The sequence below is a fragment of the Prevotella sp. OH937_COT-195 genome (assembly GCF_003932845.1).
Lineage (GTDB): Bacteria > Bacteroidota > Bacteroidia > Bacteroidales > Bacteroidaceae > Prevotella.
Genome location: NZ_RQZH01000012.1, coordinates 23,637 through 42,618, shown reverse-complemented (window position 1 = coordinate 42,618; position 18,982 = coordinate 23,637). Strand labels below are relative to the sequence as shown.

Here is an 18,982-nt window from a genome sequence, read left to right as displayed (position 1 = left end):
AATGGTTATATGATGTCTGCAAAGGTACGAAATTTATTTTTAAATGATACAATTTTATCAATTAAATAAATTATAAATATAATTCGTTAGAATTCAAGAAGAATTCTTCCGTTAATCTGTCTGCCTGTCAGATAGTTTGGTACTGCATATTGCTGATTGGTCACATCTGTAATCCAATAGTATGAATTGACATTGTTTATTCCGAGCAGATTCAGGCAGTCTATGCCAATCCAAACATTCCTGAAAATACTTTTCTTTTGTCTCTTTTCATTATCGAAAGCCCTGAAACTCATGCCAATGTCTGCACGTTTGTATGCTGCTGCCCTGAACGGCATAATATCGAGTCTGCGGTGTGGTGCTCCAAATGGAAGTCCATCGGCATAAGCGAGTTTCAATGCCATTTTCCATTTGTCCGTCCCCGGAAAATAGTCAGTGAAGAACAGATTGAGTGCAAACCTCTGGTCGGTGGGCAACGGTATGTTGTGTCCGTTGAGTTTCATTCTTGTATTCATTACGGAGAGCGTTATCCACGAGTCACTTCCCTCTACAAACTCCCCGAACAATTTCAAATCGAGCCCCATCGCATTCCCGTTGCACTGCTGACTTGCATCATACACAACCTTTACATTGTTTACCGAATATGGCACAAGGTTTCCAAGCAACTTGAAATATGCTTCTGCCGAGAATTTGAATGGTCGGTTCATCATCTTGAATCTGTAGTCCATTCCTGCAATGAAATGTATTGAGCGTTGGCTCTTTATTTTGTCGTTTAATTTTGCATGTGTCACCCCGTTTATGGTCATCGTATCCCTAAGTTCTTTGAAGAATGGTGCCTGATAATAAAGTCCGGTGGCGAACCTGAATGTTACATTGTCGTTGAATGCCGGCACCATGCCGAGAGATAGTCGCGGACTGAATATGCTTTCCTTGTTAAAATTCCAATGCGAGAAACGCACTCCGTAGTTAAGTGTAAAGAAATTATCGCCAGAAGAGAATTTGTAAGTGTCTTGAATGTATGTTTCTATTCTTTTAGCTTTCAGTTTATTATGTGAGTTTAGTGAGTAAATCATATACAGATCTTTTCCAGTGTGTGGCACACTGTATCCGCTTGAGTCTCTCATTTCATACTCCCGTGTATTTTCTTCTATATTTTCTAACTTAAATGTTATACCTGCTCGAATATCGTGTTTTCTTGTTTTATGGCTAAGCATAAGTCTCATGCTTGCAACGGTGGCATTAAGGTAATTACGCGCATGTTCCATATATGTACCCACACCGAGGTTTTCGCTTGTCTCTGTCTGTGTGAGCCAATATTGTCCCTGAATGTCATAAGTTTCCTGTTCGCGTGTCTTGAATGCCGATCCTATGAGCGATACCTTTGTGTTTTCTCCGAAATTCCGTGTAATGTTCAGTGAACCGAAAAATGTACGGAACAAGTCTTTCTCCTGTCCGTCGAAATATACCTTGAACGACTTTACGTTCTCCATGGTACCGAAATTAGTCTCCCTATCTTCCGGTTCGAAATTATAATGGTTGTCCGAAATGTTTCCTATAAAGTCAATAGTCCATCTCTTGTTTGGCCGGTAACTTAAGTATGTCTGATAATCAATGAATGAAGGGTTATATTCTCCTTTCGTTTCAAGCGAACCGAGCAGATATTTGTTAGTCTTGTATCTGAAACCGTTTGTCCATGATATTTTCTTTGTTCCGAATCCGACGTATGCACTTGCTCCGAGCATGCTTGCCGTTACATTGGCTTCAAATTTCTTAGGTTGTTTATAAGTTATGTCAAGAGCAGATGACATCTTATCGCCGTATTTTGCCTCGAACCCTCCGGTGGAGAAGCCTACTTTCTCCACCATGTCTCCGTTTATTACCGACAGTCCCTCTTGTTGTCCGCTACGTACAAGGAAAGGGCGGTACACTTCAACATCGTTTATATATACAGAATTTTCATCGAACGTTCCACCTCTTACGTTATATTGTGATGACAACTCGCTATGCGTACTTACTCCGGCTTGTTGTTGTATCAGTTCTTCCACTTTGTTTCCTGAAGCGGATGGTGTGGTACCGAGTTGTTTCGTGTCTATTTCCTGAGTTGTACCTGTCTGTCGTCTCCGCTCTGTTATCACGACCTCATCAAGCAGTCCGGCATCAAGCAGTTGTACTTGTAATGTAAGTTTCCCTTTCGGACGACGTAACACTCTTGTCTTTGTTTTGTATCCTATCATAGAAAACTTTACACTTACAGAGTCTGCCGATTGTAATTCCATGCTGAATTCTCCGTTGAGGTTTGTCATTGTCAGTTTTCCCTGACTGACTACTGACGCGAGTTCCACCGGATTGTTTTCTTGATCGGTTACACGCCCTTGCAACGTGAATGACTGAGCAAATGTTGTTGCTACAACAAAGATAAACAAGAGACTTGATATTATTCTTTTCATCTTCATTATAACGATGTATTACAAATATTATTGCAAATGTAGTATGTAATATTTCGAGTTAATGAGTATTGTAAAGTTAGCTTTATAATTCTTTTTATCTCGGAAAACAAAGACATGTAATATTAATGTGACTTCAAATTGTTTGTTAATCAGTTTACGTCCCGTTCACAATCTTTAATACGGAAGACCATGAAACGAGACGTAATTCACTGTTTAGTTTAAAGCAATATCGGATAAATATGTTTATCGCATCTCCTTTATAAAGCCATGACGATATGCGTAGAGTAGTTCTTCGAGGTCGCTTATCTGTTTGCGTAACTCGACGCCTTTATCCGTGTCAGCCACTTTCATGCGTCGTGACGACATTTCCACGATTTGTGTGGTTCTTTTGATGTCTGCACCGGTTTTTACCACATCCTCGGCACTTGTGAATGGTTCATGCTGCACGAGTTCAAATCCGCGACTGTGATATACCAATGTGTATCCTGCGATTCCTGTTTCCTTATGATATGCTCGCGAGAATCCACCGTCTATCACCATAAGTTTTCCATTCGCTTTTATTGGATTCTCACCTTTTGTGACATGCACCGGCACATGGCCGTTGATAATGTGGCGGTTGGAACCGGTCAGTCCGAAGTCGTCCATGATTCTATCCATAACTTCTTCATTGTCACGCATGTGGAAGAACACACCTTTCTCTTCTTTGTGTGTTTCTTTGTCGGTAAGGAAATAACGTTCGAATGTTGCCATCTTTGCCTTGTCGAACAACGTAGAGTCCGGTCCGCACCACAAATACAGGAAATAGTCTATTGCATATTCTTTTTCTTTTGGAGAAGAGTCGTTCTGGAATGCGGCACGAATAAGCATACCGGTGTGGTGCATAAGTTCTTTCCCTTTATATTTTCTGCCTTTGTAAATTTCAACCTCTTTCAGCGTACCATCTTGGTTAAGCGGTATTGAAGCATGAAACAGCAAGTTATTGTTGAACACCGAGTACATGCATCCATGCGAGAGCATGGTCCACATGTGATGTTGCAATTTCTCGCTGTGTACAAACGAGTCGTGCAGCCTTTTCAATAATTCGTCTTCTTCTTTTGTAAGTTTGTTCGGGTTTTTAGGGTCTATGGTCGGGAAATTACAACTTGTCATTTTATACTCCTTGCCTTCTATTGTGCATACGCCTCGTTTGTAGTCTATATTTTTCAATAGTTCGCGGTTCTGCATTTTCCATTGTGGGTATTTTTCGAAAAGTTCCGCCTCGACCTTAAATTGTATCACGGCAATGGCTTTGTGCATCCGTGCAATCCTCAGTTTTGTACGATCGTCCATCATGTCGTCTTTGCCACACTTTGGCATAAACTCCGTGCATGGGTCGTCGCCGTAGGTATCGAGTGCGAACGAAAGCAGAGGAACGAGGTTTATTCCATACCCGTCTTCGAGTGTGTCAAGGTTGGCATATCTCATCGAGACACGCAGAACGTTGCAGATGCAGGCATCGTTTCCTGCCTTTGCGCCCATCCATAATATATCGTGGTTTCCCCATTGCATATCCCACGAACCATATTTGCTCAGTGTGTCGGCTATGATGTGTGCCCCGGGACCGCGGTCATATATGTCGCCGAGAATGTGCAGTTGGTCTATTGCAAGGCGTTGTATCACGTTAGATATTGTAATTATGAAATCGTCTGCTCTGCCGGTTGATATAATTGTTTCTATGATTGCAGAAACGTATGCACTCTTGTTTACATCGTCCGGACGTTCGTGCAGCAGTTCTTGAATGATATACGAGAACGACTGTGGTAGTGATTTTCTCACTTTCGAGCGAGTATATTTAGACGAAACCTCACGGCACACTCTTACAAGCCGGTGTATGGTAATCTGATACCATTCTTTCAGATCTTCTTCCTTTTTCTTTATCAGTTCCAATCTTTGTTCCGGATAGTAAATCAATGTACACAGGTCTCGTTTGATGTTTTCGCGGATTTCGTTTCCGAAGAGTTCGTTTACCTTTCTCCTAATGTTGCCCGATGCATTTTTCAACACATGCTGGAAAGCCTCGTACTCACCGTGTATGTCTGCAAGGAAGTGTTCTGTTCCTTTGGGAAGATTAAGAATTGCTTGGAGATTTATAATCTCCGTACTTGCATCTGCCACTGTCGGGAATGTATGCGAAAGCAATTCCAGATAGCGCATGTCTTTTACAATGTCATACTGATTCATAGCGTTAGATTTTTTGTAGTTAATATTAAGATAGATTGGAAATTATATTTTATGCGTAATGAAATCGTATTTGTCGGCTCGCTTGTATGCCAACCAGTGGATAAGTTTCTGCCGGTGACTTCCGACTTCAAGCGGAACGATTTTCCATGCAGGAATTTCGGTAAAGAACTGTGCCATCCTTTTGCGGGCAATCACACTCCTCAACACTACTGAAAACAACATGGCAGTCGGTGCGGAAACAAGAACGGTAATGTCGTTTGACATTGCGCCGTATGCTGTTGCTGCAATCGGGAGCAACAAACTTGAATATAATAAAATACCATCAATCAACAGTGGCATTCTGTGTCTCGTCTTCCTTTGCAGGTGCCTGCGTGTTTCCATGTAGAACAGTCGGTGGTTGCGCCACTCCCTATCTGTCGGACACTTTTCAACAAGCAGTGCATCCGGCGAATTTGTTACGGCCGTACAATCTTTTGCCGCATACTTGTTTATAATGAAATCATATTCTCCACGCATGTATTTCAGGTTCCCCTCAAACCCTCTGCGGTTCATAAAGTCGTCACGAAGTGTCATTATATTTTTGCTTGCAGAACTGTATGCAATTCCGAATGAGGCTTCGTTGGCATGTGCCATGTCGTCATACAGACGTTGGAAGCGGTAGGGTAGGGGGGTATCTTCATCATAGACCGTCATGCCAATTACGATATTTTTACCCGTTTTCATGCAACCTGCCATCGACTCTATCCATTTGTCGGAGGCAGGACGACATGTAATATCCGTGAACAGAAGCAGAGAGTGGTGTGCGGCTTTTACTCCGAGTGTGAGTGCAAGTTTTCTCCTACTTATGTATCTCGAAGAGTCAGGAATGAATGTTGTATAAAGTTTTTCATTTCCTTTAAACCTTTTGAGTACGTCTTCGGTTCCGTCTTCACTTTTAGCCGCTACGACAATAATTTCGAATCCCGGAGGGTAGTCTTGTCCGAGGAATGCGGGCAGATTGCTTTCCAATTCCTCTGCGTTGTCATGTACGGCTATAATTACCGACACCGGCAACCCCTCACTTTCCACATCGGGAGTGTCGAACCTTTGTCTCCGCATGTAAATGCTTAACAATGGCGAAATTATGGCTACTATTGCAAGTATTGATATTATTATCGTATTCAGCATTATAATCTTTACAATGTGGCATTTACATGCCCTTTATTTATGAAACAGAGTGTCCGACAGGCTTTGCAGTGCCCGTTTTTTATCTGTTCCGCGTATAAGGAATGATATGTTATAGTTAGAACCTCCGTATGATATCATTCTTACCGGAATGTTCTTCAGAGCGTCGGCCGCTATCGTTTCGAAACCAACATTGTTCCAATCAAGGTCGCCGACAACGCAGACTATGCACATGTCACTGTCAACCGTTACTGTACCATATTTGTTAAGTTCCTCGACAATTTCATCAAGGTGTAAGTCATTTTCTATACTCATCGACACACCCACCTCGCTCGTTGCCACCATGTCAATGGGTGTTTGGAAACTTTCGAATATCTCGAACACTTTGCGAAGGAAACCTGTAGCAAGAAGCATTCGCGAACTTTTTACCTTTATCGCCGTTATATTGTCTTTTACGGCTACTGCCTTAATCTTTCCTTTCACTTTCTCATCATTAATGACAGTGCCCGGTGCTTCCGGCTGCATCGTGTTTTTGAGGCGTACGGGTATACCGGCTTGTTGTGCCGGCTGTATGCATGTGGGGTGTAGAATCTTTGCACCGAAATAAGCAAGTTCCGCAGCTTCCTCGAAGTGCAGTTGCCTGATGGTTTCCGTTTTTTCAACGACTCGCGGGTCATTGTTGTGCATGCCGTCAATGTCTGTCCATATCTGTATTTCGTCTGCACTTATTGCGGCACCGATTAGCGATGCCGTATAATCGCTCCCTCCACGCCGTAGATTGTCTGTTTCGCCGTATGCGTTGCGACAGATGAATCCTTGTGTGACATATACCCGATGCCCGTCTTCAACACTCATTATACCATTCAATTTGTCATGGATATATTTAGTGTCCGGCTCCTCGTTCTTGTCTGTTCTCATAAAGTCGAGAGCATTGAGCAACACGGCATCGTGTCCGTTCTCTTTCATGTGGTTCACCATCATGTTCGTACTCATTATCTCACCTTGTGCCACAATGTTCTTTTCCTCGAAACTCGTGAAGAGTCCAATCGTGAAAGAGCGTAGAAAGTTGAATCTTTCGCGCAGGAATTCGCGTGTTGTGGTGCGATATTCTTCCGTAGAATATAATTTCTCAACATGTTTCATGTATGCCGCTTCAAGGTTGTCTATAACTTCGTTTGCCTTGTCGGGATTCTTTTTGTATAGATGATTTGAAATCTCTACGAGCGAATTGGTGGTACCCGACATTGCCGAGAGTACTGCGAAAACAGGTTCTCCTACATTTGTCAACAATGATGATACGTCCTTTATGCGTTCCGGAGAACCTACAGAGGTACCGCCGAATTTCATTACTTTCATATTATATCTTGTTTTTCAACGTTACGATCTTTCCTTTTCCTCTGTGAGGTCAATGTTGTTGTAAGTATTTGTAATGTCGTTTATAGATGTTTCGGAACATCTATAAACTATCCCCGGGAATTTGTCAAGCATCGGAATGTTGTGGGTTGACATCACTATGGCAGTACCTGTGAGACTTATGTCTCTCAACAGCGAAATGATGTTGCCTGCCGTCTCGGGGTCAAGGTTGCCCGTCGGTTCGTCTGCAATGATAATCTTCGGATTATTGAGCAATGCCCTTGCTATGGCCGTCCGTTGTTGTTCTCCCCCGGACAGTTCGTGTGGCATGTTTCCGGCTTTGTCCGATAGTCCCACAGCCTCGAGAACTTCTTCTATCCTCTGCTTGCGTTCGGCAGATTTCCATCCTGTTGCTTTCAGCACGAAATCAAGGTTTTTCTCCACCGTGCGGTCATGCAGAAGTTGGAAATCTTGGAAAATTATCCCCATTTCCCTGCGTAATCCGGGTATTTCCCTGCGCTTTATTTTTTTTAAATCTATTCCGAGAACCTCGGCTTTCTGAGCACTTTCGATGTCGAGTTCGCAATATAATGTTTTTAGAAGCGAACTCTTGCCGGAGCCTACTTTACCGATTATATACACGAACTCTCCCTCATCGACATTGAAATCAATGTCTTTGAGAACGCACAAATCGTCTCGATAAATACTTACCTTGTTATAATCTATAAGCATGTCTATATACTTTTAAGTCGTAGTCAACAATCCGATGTTATGCAATTTAGGCGGTATTGCAATGCAATTTCGGCGATATTGATAATCAAATTCGCCGGTTTTGATTACTAATTCTGTCTGTTTTGCTTCTTGTTTTCCGTCCTTCTGCCTTTTCGTCCATCTCTTTTAGGAATCCCCTTTCCGCTTTTTCCGCTTCGAGAATGGTATTTTCGCGGTTTCCCGCCGTGTCTTCCTTTCTTTATCATCGGCACATATTCCGGTCCTTCGCCTATGCCTTCCGGCAATGTGTTCTTTTTAACCTCGTATCCGAGAAATCTTTCAATTTCTATAAAATCTACTATCTCCCAGCCCCTTACGAGTGTTATCGCAACCCCGTCGCGGTCGGCTCGAGCCGTTCTTCCAATCCGGTGTACATAGTCTTCGGAGTCGTGTGGAACATCGAAATTTATAACCGTTGCAATATCGTCTATATCTATGCCGCGTGCAACGATGTCTGTTGCCACGAGAACATCAATTTGGTTTGATTTGAAGCGGTACATCACATCATCGCGCTGTTGTTGTGAGAGATCCGAGTGCATCTCGTCGCAGTTTATTCCGACGCGTTTAAGGTCTCGTGTAATATCCTTTACTTTCAGTTTTGAACTTGAAAATATTATCACGCGACTAAGTTTGTTCCCTTTGAAAAGATGCTTCAGTATGTCAATTTTCTGTGTCTCGTGGCATATATACGCCGACTGCTGTATCTTGTCTGCCGGTTTGCTTACCGCGAGTTTCACCGTAACAGGTTTTTTGAGGAGCGTCCTTGCCAGTTCCTCTATTTTCTTTGGCATGGTTGCCGAGAACATAATCGTTTGGCAGGTGTCGGGAAGTAATTTGGCAATGGCGATGATGTCTTCACTGAATCCCATGTCAAGCATGCGGTCAGCCTCGTCGAGGACGAAGAACGAGACGCGCCCGAGGTCAACATTCCCCATGGTTATGTGGCTCTTCAGCCTGCCCGGTGTGGCTATTATCACATCTGCCCCCATTTTCATTCCCTTGAACTCTTGGTCGTAACGGTTGCCATCATTGCCGCCATATACAGCCACACTGCTCACTTCGGGCATGTAGTATGCAAAACCCTGCATTGTCTGATCTATCTGTTGTGCCAGTTCTCGTGTGGGACTCATTACTATGCAGTTTATCGCATCGTGTGGAAAGCCGCCGTCATCGAGCATGCTCAATATCGGGAGCAGATATGCAGCAGTTTTTCCCGTACCCGTTTGTGCCACTCCGAGGACATCGTGTCCGTCGAGGATTTCGGGGATACATTTCTCCTGTACGGGCGTACAGGTGTGGAAGTTCATGTCATCGAGTGCGTCGAGGGTGTTATCGTTGAGGTCTAAATCGTAAAATTCCATATCGGTGTTTCTTTTATTTTCATTTTTATCTTATATCACATACTGCAACATAATCGTCAGTTCGGTGCCTTCCTATAACATAACCATGCAATCACTCCGAATATTATATTGGGAATCCATGCCGCGAGCATTGCCGGCGTGTTAGCCTGAATCGCGAATGTTGCCGATACTGTTTGCAGCATTATGTAGGCGAAACTCAATGCCAACCCAATTCCGAGATACATTCCCATACCACCTTTTCGTTTTCGTGACGACAGCGAAAGACCTATCGTGGTAAGGATGAACGAAGCAAACGACGATGCTATGCGTTTGTGGTATTCCACTTCATACTGAACAACGTTGCCCGAACCACGATTGATTTGTTTGCTTATATATTCTCGCAGTTGCGGACTCGTGAATGTTTCTTGCTGTCCTTTTGAAAACACAAGGTCGGTCGGTTCCATCATCAAGATCGTGTCAATTACTGCTCCGTTGGTAATTTTCTCGCGCATGCCCCTCATGTCTCTGATGCGCCAGTTTGTGGCGTGCCAGTGATATTTGGAGTCTGCTATCGTGTCATATTGTATCTCTGTGGCAGTCATGTGACTTACAAGTTTCTTGTTCTCGAACTTGTCGAGACAGAAACCATATCCCCGCTTGTTGTTGTTGTCGTAGAACTGGATATATGCAATCACTCCCTTGCCCACCTGCATCTGAACGTTTTCGGCTGCCGTGTTCTTCTTTTTGTTCTTGTACAGTGTTTCAAAATTTTGGCGAATTACCGTTCCATTGGGTATGACATACGAGCCGAGGTAGAAAGTGAGAGCCGAAATCAGTGCCGCTGAAATCATGTACGGGCGCATGAGTCGTCGTTTGCTGACACCTGCGGCAAGCATGGAGATTATTTCGCTGTTGCCTGCAAGTTTGGAAGTGAAGAAGATAACGGCTATAAATACGAAGAGCGGAGAGAAAAGATTGGCAAAATATGGTACAAAGTTTACATAATAGTCAAAGACGATTGCTTTTAATGGAGCATGGTATTGTGTGAATTTTGCGAGGTTTTCGTTTATGTCGAAAACTATGGAGATAGATATGATAAGTGCTATTGCATAGAAATAGGTTCCTATGAATTTCTTAATAATATACCAGTCGAGTATCTTGACATAACGCTTTGGGTTGAAATATTTCAACCATACCATGTATCTTGCTGCCCATTTCATTGTCCTTGAAACGGGTGTCAAAGCCTTTCTTGCCGCCCTTATGGCTTTAAGTGGTCTTCTACGTCGTCTTATATTGTGGTATTCCAAATTGTTGTTGTTATTATGAATACGCTATACAACTATTTTTAAACTCGTTTCCCGAGTTGTTCCACGATACTGTTCTTCCATGACACGAAATCTCCCGCAATGATATGTCGGCGTGCGTCTCCCACGAGTCTTAGATAGAAAGACAAATTGTGTATGCTTGCTATCTGCATGGCCAACAATTCCTGTGCTTTGAACAAATGATGCAGATATGCCTTGGTGTGTATGAGGTCTATATCGCAACCGTCCGGATCTATGGGTGAGAAATCGTTTTCCCATTTCTTGTTTCTCATGTTCATTGTACCTTGGTAGGTAAACAGCATCGCGTTTCTGCCGTTTCTCGTCGGCATCACACAATCGAACATATCGACACCTCTTTCTATTCCTTCAAGAATATTCTGCGGAGTGCCAACTCCCATGAGGTATCGCGGTTTATCTTTCGGGAGAATTTCGTTCACCACTTCAATCATTTCGTACATAACCTCCGTAGGTTCGCCAACAGCCAAACCGCCGATTGCATTTCCGTCGGCATTTTTGTCAGCGATGAATCTTGCCGCTTCGCGCCTTAAGTCCTTATATGTGCAACCTTGTACTATTGGGAAAAGACTTTGCTCATAGCCATATCGCGGTTCTGTATCATTGAATCTCTTTATGCAACGGTCGAGCCATCGTTGTGTCATGGAGAGACTTTTGCGTGCATACTCGTAGTCGCTCTTGCCCGGCGGGCATTCATCAAGAGCCATTATTATGTCTGCACCTATCGTTCGCTCGGTATCCATTACGTTCTCGGGCGTGAAGAAATGACGTGAGCCGTCGATGTGAGAGGTAAACATGCAGCCCTCCTCTGTCAGTTTCCTTATACCGGCAAGCGAGAATACTTGAAATCCGCCACTGTCGGTAAGCATCGGTCTGTCCCATGAAATAAACTTGTGCAAGCCTCCGGCTTTATACAAAGTGTCAAGTCCCGGGCGGAGATATAGATGGTATGTGTTGCCAAGTATTATCTGTGCTCCAACTTGTTGACGCAATTCGTTGAAATGAACCCTCTTGACACTGCCTACCGTTCCTACCGGCATGAAAATCGGAGTTTCTATCTTTCCGTGTGCTGTTGTTATCACTCCTGCACGGGCATCGCTTGCATTGTCTGTATGTTGAAGTTCGAAAGTCATAGGCTCTTCTCTTCTATATCAAAACTTACAGGGTGTGCGACAATCTCTTCCGTGAGTGCAAAGTTCCATACGTCACCCACGTTTTCCACATAATGGAAACATACTCCTTTGAGATATTTTTCCGGTATCTCATTGATGTCTTTCTTATTGTCCTTACACAATAGTATGTCTGATATTCCAGCGCGTTTTGCAGCAAGTATTTTCTCTTTTATTCCGCCAACGGGAAGTACCTTTCCACGCAGGGTTATCTCGCCGGTCATTGCCGTGTTCTTGCGCACTTTACGCTGGGTAAGAGCCGATGCTATACTCGTTGCTATTGTTATGCCGGCACTTGGACCGTCTTTCGGAGTGGCACCTTCCGGCACATGGATATGAATATTCCAATTGTCGAAAATGCGATAGTCTATCTTAAGGTCGTCGGCATGGGCTTTGACATATTCCAATGCCAGTACGGCACTTTCTTTCATAACATCGCCAAGGTTACCGGTAAGTGTAAGTTTAGAACCTTTTCCCTTGCTAAGACTTGTCTCTATAAAGAGGATTTCACCTCCCACGCTTGTCCATGCCAACCCCGTGACAACTCCTGCATAGTCATTGCCTTGATAAATATCGCGATAGAACGGTGGTTTTCCGAGCAGCCCTTCTATTTCGTCTGCACTTATTTTAAGGAATGGCAGTTCGCCCTCGCGCGCCTTTATAAAAGCCATTTTGCGCAGAGCTTTGTTTATTTGCTTCTCTAATTGACGCACACCGCTTTCACGTGTGTATTGCTCGATAATCTTCTCTATTGCCGCCTTGTTGAAAGCGAGTTTTTTCTCTTCGTCGAGACCGGTGCTTTCTTTCTCTTTCGGGATGAGATGTCGTTTTGCAATTTCAATCTTCTCCTCGGTAGTATATCCGCTCACCTCTATTAATTCCATACGGTCGAGCAGAGGTCTCGGTATGGTGTTAAGGTCGTTAGCGGTTGCTATAAATAGAACCTTCGACAGGTCATAGTCCACATCGAGATAGTTATCATGGAAAGCATTGTTCTGTTCGGGATCTAAGACCTCAAGCATCGCCGACGAAGGGTCGCCGTTTATGGTGTTCTGTGTAATCTTGTCAATCTCGTCAAGTATGAAAACGGGATTTGAAGAGCCTGCTTTCTGTATGTTCTTGATAATTCTTCCCGGCATGGCTCCTATGTATGTACGACGGTGTCCTCGAATTTCAGACTCGTCATGCAGTCCTCCGAGACTCATTCTCACATGTTTTCGCTTCATGGCTTTTGCCACGCTCTTGCCGAGAGACGTCTTACCGACTCCCGGTGGGCCGTAAAGGCAGAGTATCGGCGATTTCAAATCTCCCCTGAGACTAAGCACGGCCATGTATTCCAAAATGCGTTCTTTTACCTTTTCAAGTCCGTAATGGTCGCGGTCAAGTATCTTCTGCGCACGGTTTAAGTCAAGGTCGTCCTGCGAATAGTTTCCCCATGGCAGTCCGACCATCGTCTGCAGGTAGTTCATCTGCATTGAGTATTCCGGACTTTGCTGGTTTAGCATGTCCAACTTGTCCAATTCCTTATGGAATACTTTTTTTACGTCTTCGTTCCACTGCTTCTTCACAGCCTCTTCAAGGAGTTCTTTCCTCTCTGGAGAGCCTTCGTTGTTACCGAGTTCTTCGCGGATGTTCTTTATTTGCTGTTGCAGGAAATATTCCCTTTGCTGCTCGTCTATGTCCTCGCGTGTCTTGAGTCTTATGTCCTGCTTTATTTGTTCCAGTTGAGTTGCGCGATACAGAATTTTGAGCAGTGCGAACACTCTCTCTTTGGTGCTGTTCTTTTCGAGCAACATCATTTTCTCGTGAAGTTCGAGCGGAAGGCTTGAACATAGGAAATTAGCCGTGATGACATCGTTGCTGATATTGTTCACGGCGAATTGTGCCTCGTCGGGTATGTCTTCGTTTTTCTTGATATATTCTATCGAGGCACGTTTCATGTCCTCTATTGCGGCACTGTATTCTGTGTCTTTTATCGGCGTGATCGCTTCCGGCGCACTCTCCACCTCGCCGATGAGATAGGGGGATTGACGGACTATTTTCTTAAGCATAATTCTCCCGAGGCTCTGCACTATTACAGTTATTCTGTCTTCTTGTCCGGGTATGTCAAGAACTCGTATTATCTTTGCTGCAACTCCGTATGTGAAGAGATCTTTTCCCGCAGGGTCTTCCATGTCGGGGTCTCGTTGGCAAAGAACCGCCATCAGGGTGTCGGGAGATTTTTTCAGTTTCTCCACGAGCAGTCTGCTTTTTTGCCTGCCGATAAGAATCGGTGTCACGACTCCCGGAAAAAGCACAAGGTTTCGTGTGGCAAGTATGGGCATCTTGCCGTCAACCGGTGCTTCAAAGAGATGTTTTACATCACCTTCGTAGTCGGCAATCATAGAGAATTGATTATTTTGTCTTTCGCTCATTTCTTTTTTAATATGTATAAATCGGGTGCAAAGTTACTAAATTAATTCCTAATTCTTGATTATAACTTATAAAATATTCGTACCTTTGCAGTCGTGGGCAACGATTTTTCACTCAAGCAATTTAATATCAGACAGGAACGAGCAGCCATGAAGGTAGGTACCGACGGAATCTTGCTTGGTGCATGGGCGGCAGGCGGCAGGCATATACTTGATGTCGGCACAGGCACGGGGCTTATTGCCCTTATGATGGCGCAACGTTTTCCTAATGCCTCTGTGATGGCGATAGACATAGATCCGGATGCCGCATTGCAGGCAGAAGAGAATGTCAGTCTGTCTCCTTTTGCCGAAAGGGTGGTTGTTAAATGCTCTTCGTTACAACAGTTTGACGGAAAGGAATGTTATGATTCGATAGTTTGCAATCCTCCATATTTCACACAATCTTTGATTTCTCCTGATGCAAAACGCACTTTGGCACGCCATTCCGTGGCTTTACCATTCGATGATTTGTTTTGCAACGCACGTTGTTTATTGCTGAAAAACGGACTGTTTTCTATAATAATACCTGCTGATGCGTTGTCGAAAGTGGAGACCTCTGCCGTTTTAAGTGGTTTTTTTCTTGTTCGCAAATGTTCAATATGTACCACACCAAACAAATCTCCGCGCAGATTGCTAATGACATTCTCACTCTCTCCGGCTTCACTGAATGAAGAACATGGAATAATTTTCAGTGCTCCTTCAGTGTATTCGGAATGGTATGTTAATATTACTCGCGATTTTTTGATAAAATTTTAAAATACAATCTGTTACAAAGTGTTTCTAATGAAAAAGATTATTAATCCGTGGACACATAGGGAAGGGTATGACTGCTTTGGCTGTTGTCAGGATAATCCAATAGGTGTGCGTATGACTTTTATGGAAGACGGAGACGATGTGGTAAGTTTTTGGAAACCCGGTGAACATTATCAAGGTTGGATAAATACGTTGCATGGTGGAATAATAGCAACTCTGATGGATGAAACGGCAGGCTGGGTCGTATTTCGTAAATTACAGACAAGCGGAATGACGACACATCTTGACGTGCATTATCGCAAGGCCGTAATGACAACGGAGCCACAACTTGAAATCAGAGGGCACATTGCTGAGAGAAAACGTAATCTTGTGTTTGTTGACGTTGTGCTTAAAAATTCTTCGGGAGAAGTGTGCTGTGAAGGGCGTGTGACGTATTTTTGCATGAACGGAGACAAGGCTCGCGAAATGGGATTTGAATCATGTGATGTGGAAGAATGACCTTTGTTTTTGTCTGGTAAATGAAAAATATTTGGCAAATTATTTATTTTTAACAACGTAATATCGCGGAGAATTATTAATTTTGCGATTTGAATTCAAATCTTATCATTTTTTCATTATATTGTTTTTATGAAGATTGGTTTTGATAACGAGAAATACCTCCGTATTCAGTCGGAGCATATAAAAGAACGAATAGCACAATTCGGGGACAAACTATACTTGGAGTTTGGAGGAAAACTTTACGACGACTACCATGCGAGCCGTGTGTTGCCGGGTTTCCGACCTGACAGCAAGTTACGCATGCTGATGCAACTAAAAGATGATGTGGAAATCGTTATCGTAATCAGTGCAGAAGACATAGAACGTAATAAGGTTCGCGGAGACTTGGACATAACATACAACAAAGACGTGCTGAGACTGAAAGAAGTGTTTACCGAACGCGGGCTTTTCGTAAGCAGTGTTGTCATCACACAATTTAACGGACAGGCGAGTGCGGTGTTGTTCAGGGAACGCCTTGAGAGGATAGGGGGGATAAAAGTATATTATCACTATATTATAGAGGGTTATCCTGCCAATGTGGAACTGATTGGTTCTGATGAAGGTTTCGGGAAAAACGACTATGTTGAGACAACACGTCCTCTTGTTGTGGTTACCGCTCCAGGTCCCGGAAGTGGTAAGATGGCAGTGTGTCTGAGTCAATTGTATAATGATAACCGTAAGAACATTAAGGCAGGATATGCCAAGTTTGAGACATTCCCTATTTGGAATATTCCGCTGAAACACCCGGTTAATGTGGCATACGAAGCGGCAACAGCCGATCTTAATGATGTCAATATGATTGACCATTTCCATCTTGAAGCATACGGCAAAACCACCGTCAACTACAACCGTGACATTGAAATATTTCCGGTTCTGAATACTATATTCGAGGGTATATACGGTGAAAGTCCGTATAAGTCGCCCACCGACATGGGTGTTAACATGACCGGTTTCTGTATAAGTGATGACAAAGAATGTTGCGAGGCTTCGAAACAAGAGATAATACGTCGCTATTATACTGCGTTGTGTAACATGACGGACGGCAAGAACGATGATCACGAGGTAAACAAATTGGTGCTGCTTATGAAGCAGATGAAACTTACCACCGCTTATCGTCCGTGCACGGTGGCTGCATACGAGCGTAAACTGCGTTCCGGAACACCGTCTGCCGCCATAGAATTGGCTGACGGCACACTGATAACGGCTGATACAACTCCTTTGCTTGGTCCCAGTGCTGCATTGCTGTTGAGTGCCACTAAATATTTGGCAGGAATTAACCACGAGGTAAGACTTATTCCACAAGAGATGATAGTGCCCATACAGAGAATGAAGACATCAATGTTACATGGAAATAACCCGAGACTTCATACAGACGAAGTACTTGTGGCACTTGCAGTATTGAGCCAAAAAGACGATAATTGCCGTCGTGCCCTCGACACATTGCCAATGTTAGACGGATGTCAGGTGCATGCCACGGTAATGCTTAGCGAGGTTGATCGCAAGATTTTTAAGAAACTCGGTTGTGGACTAACATTTGATCCGGTAAAGAAATAGATGATGATAAAAACTGAAGAAATCGAGGATAAACGTATCGCAGTCTTGCTTTCCGGCGGAGTGGATAGTTCTGTTGTTGTACACGAACTTGCTTCAATGGGATTGTCGCCCGATTGCTTTTATATAAAGATTGGACCGGAAGAAAACGAGGAATGGGATTGTTCTTCTGAAGAAGATCTCGAAATGGCAGCCTCTGTAGCCGCAAAATACGGCTGCAAACTACATGTGGTGGATTGTCATAAAGAATATTGGGACAAGGTTACGAGATATACCATTGACAAGGTGCGAGCCGGCTTAACGCCCAATCCTGATATTATGTGCAACCGCCTGATAAAATTCGGGGCGTTTAACGAGAAAATGGGACATGCATACGACATCATTGCAACGGGGCATTATGCGCAAACCGAGTGGATCAACGGGAAGAAATGGCTTACTACGAGTCCTGACCCGGTTAAGGATCAGACCGATTTCCTCGCACAAATATATGATTGGCAATTGGAGAAAGCCATATTCCCGATAGGTCATTTTATGAAAGATGAGGTGCGTGAGATTGCAGAACGCGAGCATCTCGTCAATGCAAAGCGTAAAGACTCGCAGGGAATATGTTTCCTTGGGAGAATAAAATATAATGATTACATAAAGCGTTATCTTGGCGAAAATCCCGGAGACGTGGTTGATATTGCAACGGGAAAGGTCTTGGGTAAACATCGCGGATTATGGTTTCATACCATTGGGCAGCGACATGGTCTTGGTTTTGGGGGAGGACCTTGGAACGTAGTGCGTAAGGATATTGAAAACAACATATTATATGTGGCAAATGGATATGAACCGTGTCAAGCTTGGAAAAAAGAATTTGAAATAAAGGATTTCCATTTCCTTACAGAGAAAGAACTTCCTGAAATAGTTACATTTAAAATACGTCATACTCCCGAATTTCACCATGCTACGTTGATAAAAAATGGCAATGGCTCTTATACGGTATGTTCGGATTCGCTAATACAAGGTGTCGCACCTGGGCAATTCTGTGTCGTTTACGATGAACAACATCACAAATGCTATGGTTCCGGTGAACTTGCTTTGTAAGAAGAATGTAATTAGACTTAATGAGTTAAATAGTAGGTATTCAAGATTTTATGTGTAGTTTTTATCTACTTTTAATTGTATTCTTATCTTCATGTTTCTTCCTTTTCAAGGTTCACCTTCACAAAGTGGCGGAATTGCTTTCCGAGTTCTCTTACGGCATTAGATTTGCCCGCCTGACGGGCACCCCGTATCAGCAATGGCTTGCGAATTTGTCTGAAATCAACATCTAAACAAATATGACTTCAGCCGGAACAGGCATCGAAAACCCTGTTGCGGCTTTTCGTGTTGTGGTCGGAATCTTATGAATGAATTCCCCGCAAGCCTCTTTTTTCTCAAAAAAACCGACATTTGTTAAAATCTGCAAATATGTCAGTGCTATTTGTTGGTAATTAGTGTGTTGCGAGCATAAAATGTCCGATGGTGCAAGATTGGCAGTATGCAAAATGTCCGATTATGCAATATTTTTGGCAGGATTTGCAATGTCGGTCAGCCACTTTTGTGCTTAACTTTGCACCATGACAATCAACAGTGACGAAACACGCTTTCCCACGTATGGAAAAATTCCGGCAACTGTTCAAATTATAAAAGGTATGAACGGAAGAACGACAGCCCCCAAGCGGCATGACAAGGAAGACTTAGGCTTTCTTGACGACCGCCTGCAACTGCTCGACACCGTTCGCGAGATGATCGACATCGAACTGGAGCGGCGCGGATTGAACGCCGATGGCACCCCTCCGCCTCGGGCGCACATTGTGGCAGCGCATCGTGAGTTTCTTCGCCGGCATCCTTTAATAATAAGGTAAT

The 18,982-nt window shown here is 43.6% G+C and carries 13 protein-coding genes and 1 pseudogene; 5 read left to right on the top strand and 9 right to left on the bottom strand.

The genetic code is table 11. The annotated features are described in order from the left end of the window. Positions 1–86: 86 nt before the first annotated feature. The 9 genes and pseudogenes from EII32_RS06175 to lon all read right to left on the bottom strand — a co-directional run bounded on the left by EII32_RS06175 (position 87) and on the right by lon (position 14,215). Positions 87–2,450, bottom strand: a complete 2,364-nt coding sequence (locus tag EII32_RS06175; RefSeq protein WP_125234566.1) for a carboxypeptidase-like regulatory domain-containing protein — start codon at positions 2,448–2,450, stop codon at positions 87–89. Positions 2,451–2,687: 237 nt separating this feature from the next. After that, positions 2,688–4,664 (bottom strand): fructose-1,6-bisphosphatase, encoded by a 1,977-nt coding sequence (locus tag EII32_RS06170; protein ID WP_125234565.1) that lies wholly within the window; start codon positions 4,662–4,664, stop codon positions 2,688–2,690. A gap of 42 nt (positions 4,665–4,706) precedes the next feature. Continuing rightward, a complete protein-coding gene (locus tag EII32_RS06165; RefSeq protein WP_125234564.1) occupies positions 4,707–5,831 on the bottom strand; it encodes a glycosyltransferase in 1,125 nt (374 codons plus the stop codon). A 33-nt stretch (positions 5,832–5,864) separates the two neighbouring features. Next, positions 5,865–7,184 carry an aspartate kinase gene (locus tag EII32_RS06160; protein ID WP_125234563.1) on the bottom strand — a complete coding sequence of 440 codons (1,320 nt, stop codon included), beginning with the start codon at positions 7,182–7,184 and terminating at the stop codon, positions 5,865–5,867. A 21-nt stretch (positions 7,185–7,205) separates the two neighbouring features. Next, positions 7,206–7,913 carry a cell division ATP-binding protein FtsE gene (locus EII32_RS06155; RefSeq protein WP_125234562.1) on the bottom strand — a complete coding sequence of 236 codons (708 nt, stop codon included), beginning with the start codon at positions 7,911–7,913 and terminating at the stop codon, positions 7,206–7,208. Positions 7,914–8,032: 119 nt separating this feature from the next. Then, positions 8,033–9,313: pseudogene (locus EII32_RS06150) on the bottom strand (DEAD/DEAH box helicase); the annotation flags it as partial. Positions 9,314–9,369: 56 nt separating this feature from the next. Further along, positions 9,370–10,512, bottom strand: a complete 1,143-nt coding sequence (locus EII32_RS06145) for an LptF/LptG family permease (protein ID WP_125234609.1) — start codon at positions 10,510–10,512, stop codon at positions 9,370–9,372. 125 nt (positions 10,513–10,637) lie between these two features. Then, positions 10,638–11,765 carry a tRNA guanosine(34) transglycosylase Tgt gene (tgt, locus tag EII32_RS06140; protein WP_125234560.1) on the bottom strand — a complete coding sequence of 376 codons (1,128 nt, stop codon included), beginning with the start codon at positions 11,763–11,765 and terminating at the stop codon, positions 10,638–10,640. Beyond that, positions 11,762–14,215 carry an endopeptidase La gene (gene lon, locus EII32_RS06135; protein ID WP_125234559.1) on the bottom strand — a complete coding sequence of 818 codons (2,454 nt, stop codon included), beginning with the start codon at positions 14,213–14,215 and terminating at the stop codon, positions 11,762–11,764. The genes tgt and lon overlap by 4 nt, the downstream gene beginning before the upstream one ends. A gap of 93 nt (positions 14,216–14,308) precedes the next feature. Between lon and EII32_RS06130 the strand changes: the two genes are divergently transcribed. The 5 genes from EII32_RS06130 (at position 14,309) to EII32_RS06110 (ending at position 18,981) form a co-directional block, all read left to right on the top strand. Beyond that, on the top strand, positions 14,309–15,007 hold the full coding sequence (locus tag EII32_RS06130) for a tRNA1(Val) (adenine(37)-N6)-methyltransferase (RefSeq protein WP_233582323.1): 699 nt from the start codon (positions 14,309–14,311) through the stop codon (positions 15,005–15,007). A gap of 27 nt (positions 15,008–15,034) precedes the next feature. Then, positions 15,035–15,502, top strand: a complete 468-nt coding sequence (locus EII32_RS06125; protein ID WP_125234557.1) for a PaaI family thioesterase — start codon at positions 15,035–15,037, stop codon at positions 15,500–15,502. A gap of 129 nt (positions 15,503–15,631) precedes the next feature. Then, on the top strand, positions 15,632–17,095 hold the full coding sequence (locus EII32_RS06120; RefSeq protein WP_125234556.1) for a DUF1846 domain-containing protein: 1,464 nt from the start codon (positions 15,632–15,634) through the stop codon (positions 17,093–17,095). 3 nt (positions 17,096–17,098) lie between these two features. Beyond that, positions 17,099–18,178, top strand: coding sequence for a tRNA 2-thiouridine(34) synthase MnmA (gene mnmA / locus EII32_RS06115; protein ID WP_125234608.1), 1,080 nt, complete (start codon positions 17,099–17,101; stop codon positions 18,176–18,178). A gap of 590 nt (positions 18,179–18,768) precedes the next feature. Beyond that, positions 18,769–18,981: a hypothetical protein gene (locus EII32_RS06110; RefSeq protein WP_233582322.1), complete on the top strand. Its 213-nt coding sequence runs from the start codon at positions 18,769–18,771 to the stop codon at positions 18,979–18,981. Position 18,982: the final 1 nt, after the last annotated feature.

What these genes read in the sequence shown, in the direction of transcription:
- mnmA (WP_125234608.1), top strand. Translation starts at nt 17,099, where the DNA reads ATGATAAAAACTGAAGAAATCGAGGATAAACGTATCGCAGTCTTGCTT.
- EII32_RS06110 (WP_233582322.1), top strand. Translation starts at nt 18,769, where the DNA reads ATGAACGGAAGAACGACAGCCCCCAAGCGGCATGACAAGGAAGACTTA.
- EII32_RS06165 (WP_125234564.1), bottom strand. Translation starts at nt 5,831, where the DNA reads ATGCTGAATACGATAATAATATCAATACTTGCAATAGTAGCCATAATT.
- EII32_RS06175 (WP_125234566.1), bottom strand. Translation starts at nt 2,450, where the DNA reads ATGAAGATGAAAAGAATAATATCAAGTCTCTTGTTTATCTTTGTTGTA.
- EII32_RS06120 (WP_125234556.1), top strand. Translation starts at nt 15,632, where the DNA reads ATGAAGATTGGTTTTGATAACGAGAAATACCTCCGTATTCAGTCGGAG.
- EII32_RS06125 (WP_125234557.1), top strand. Translation starts at nt 15,035, where the DNA reads ATGAAAAAGATTATTAATCCGTGGACACATAGGGAAGGGTATGACTGC.
- EII32_RS06160 (WP_125234563.1), bottom strand. Translation starts at nt 7,184, where the DNA reads ATGAAAGTAATGAAATTCGGCGGTACCTCTGTAGGTTCTCCGGAACGC.
- EII32_RS06155 (WP_125234562.1), bottom strand. Translation starts at nt 7,913, where the DNA reads ATGCTTATAGATTATAACAAGGTAAGTATTTATCGAGACGATTTGTGC.
- EII32_RS06170 (WP_125234565.1), bottom strand. Translation starts at nt 4,664, where the DNA reads ATGAATCAGTATGACATTGTAAAAGACATGCGCTATCTGGAATTGCTT.
- EII32_RS06145 (WP_125234609.1), bottom strand. Translation starts at nt 10,512, where the DNA reads ATGAAATGGGCAGCAAGATACATGGTATGGTTGAAATATTTCAACCCA.
- lon (WP_125234559.1), bottom strand. Translation starts at nt 14,215, where the DNA reads ATGAGCGAAAGACAAAATAATCAATTCTCTATGATTGCCGACTACGAA.
- tgt (WP_125234560.1), bottom strand. Translation starts at nt 11,765, where the DNA reads ATGACTTTCGAACTTCAACATACAGACAATGCAAGCGATGCCCGTGCA.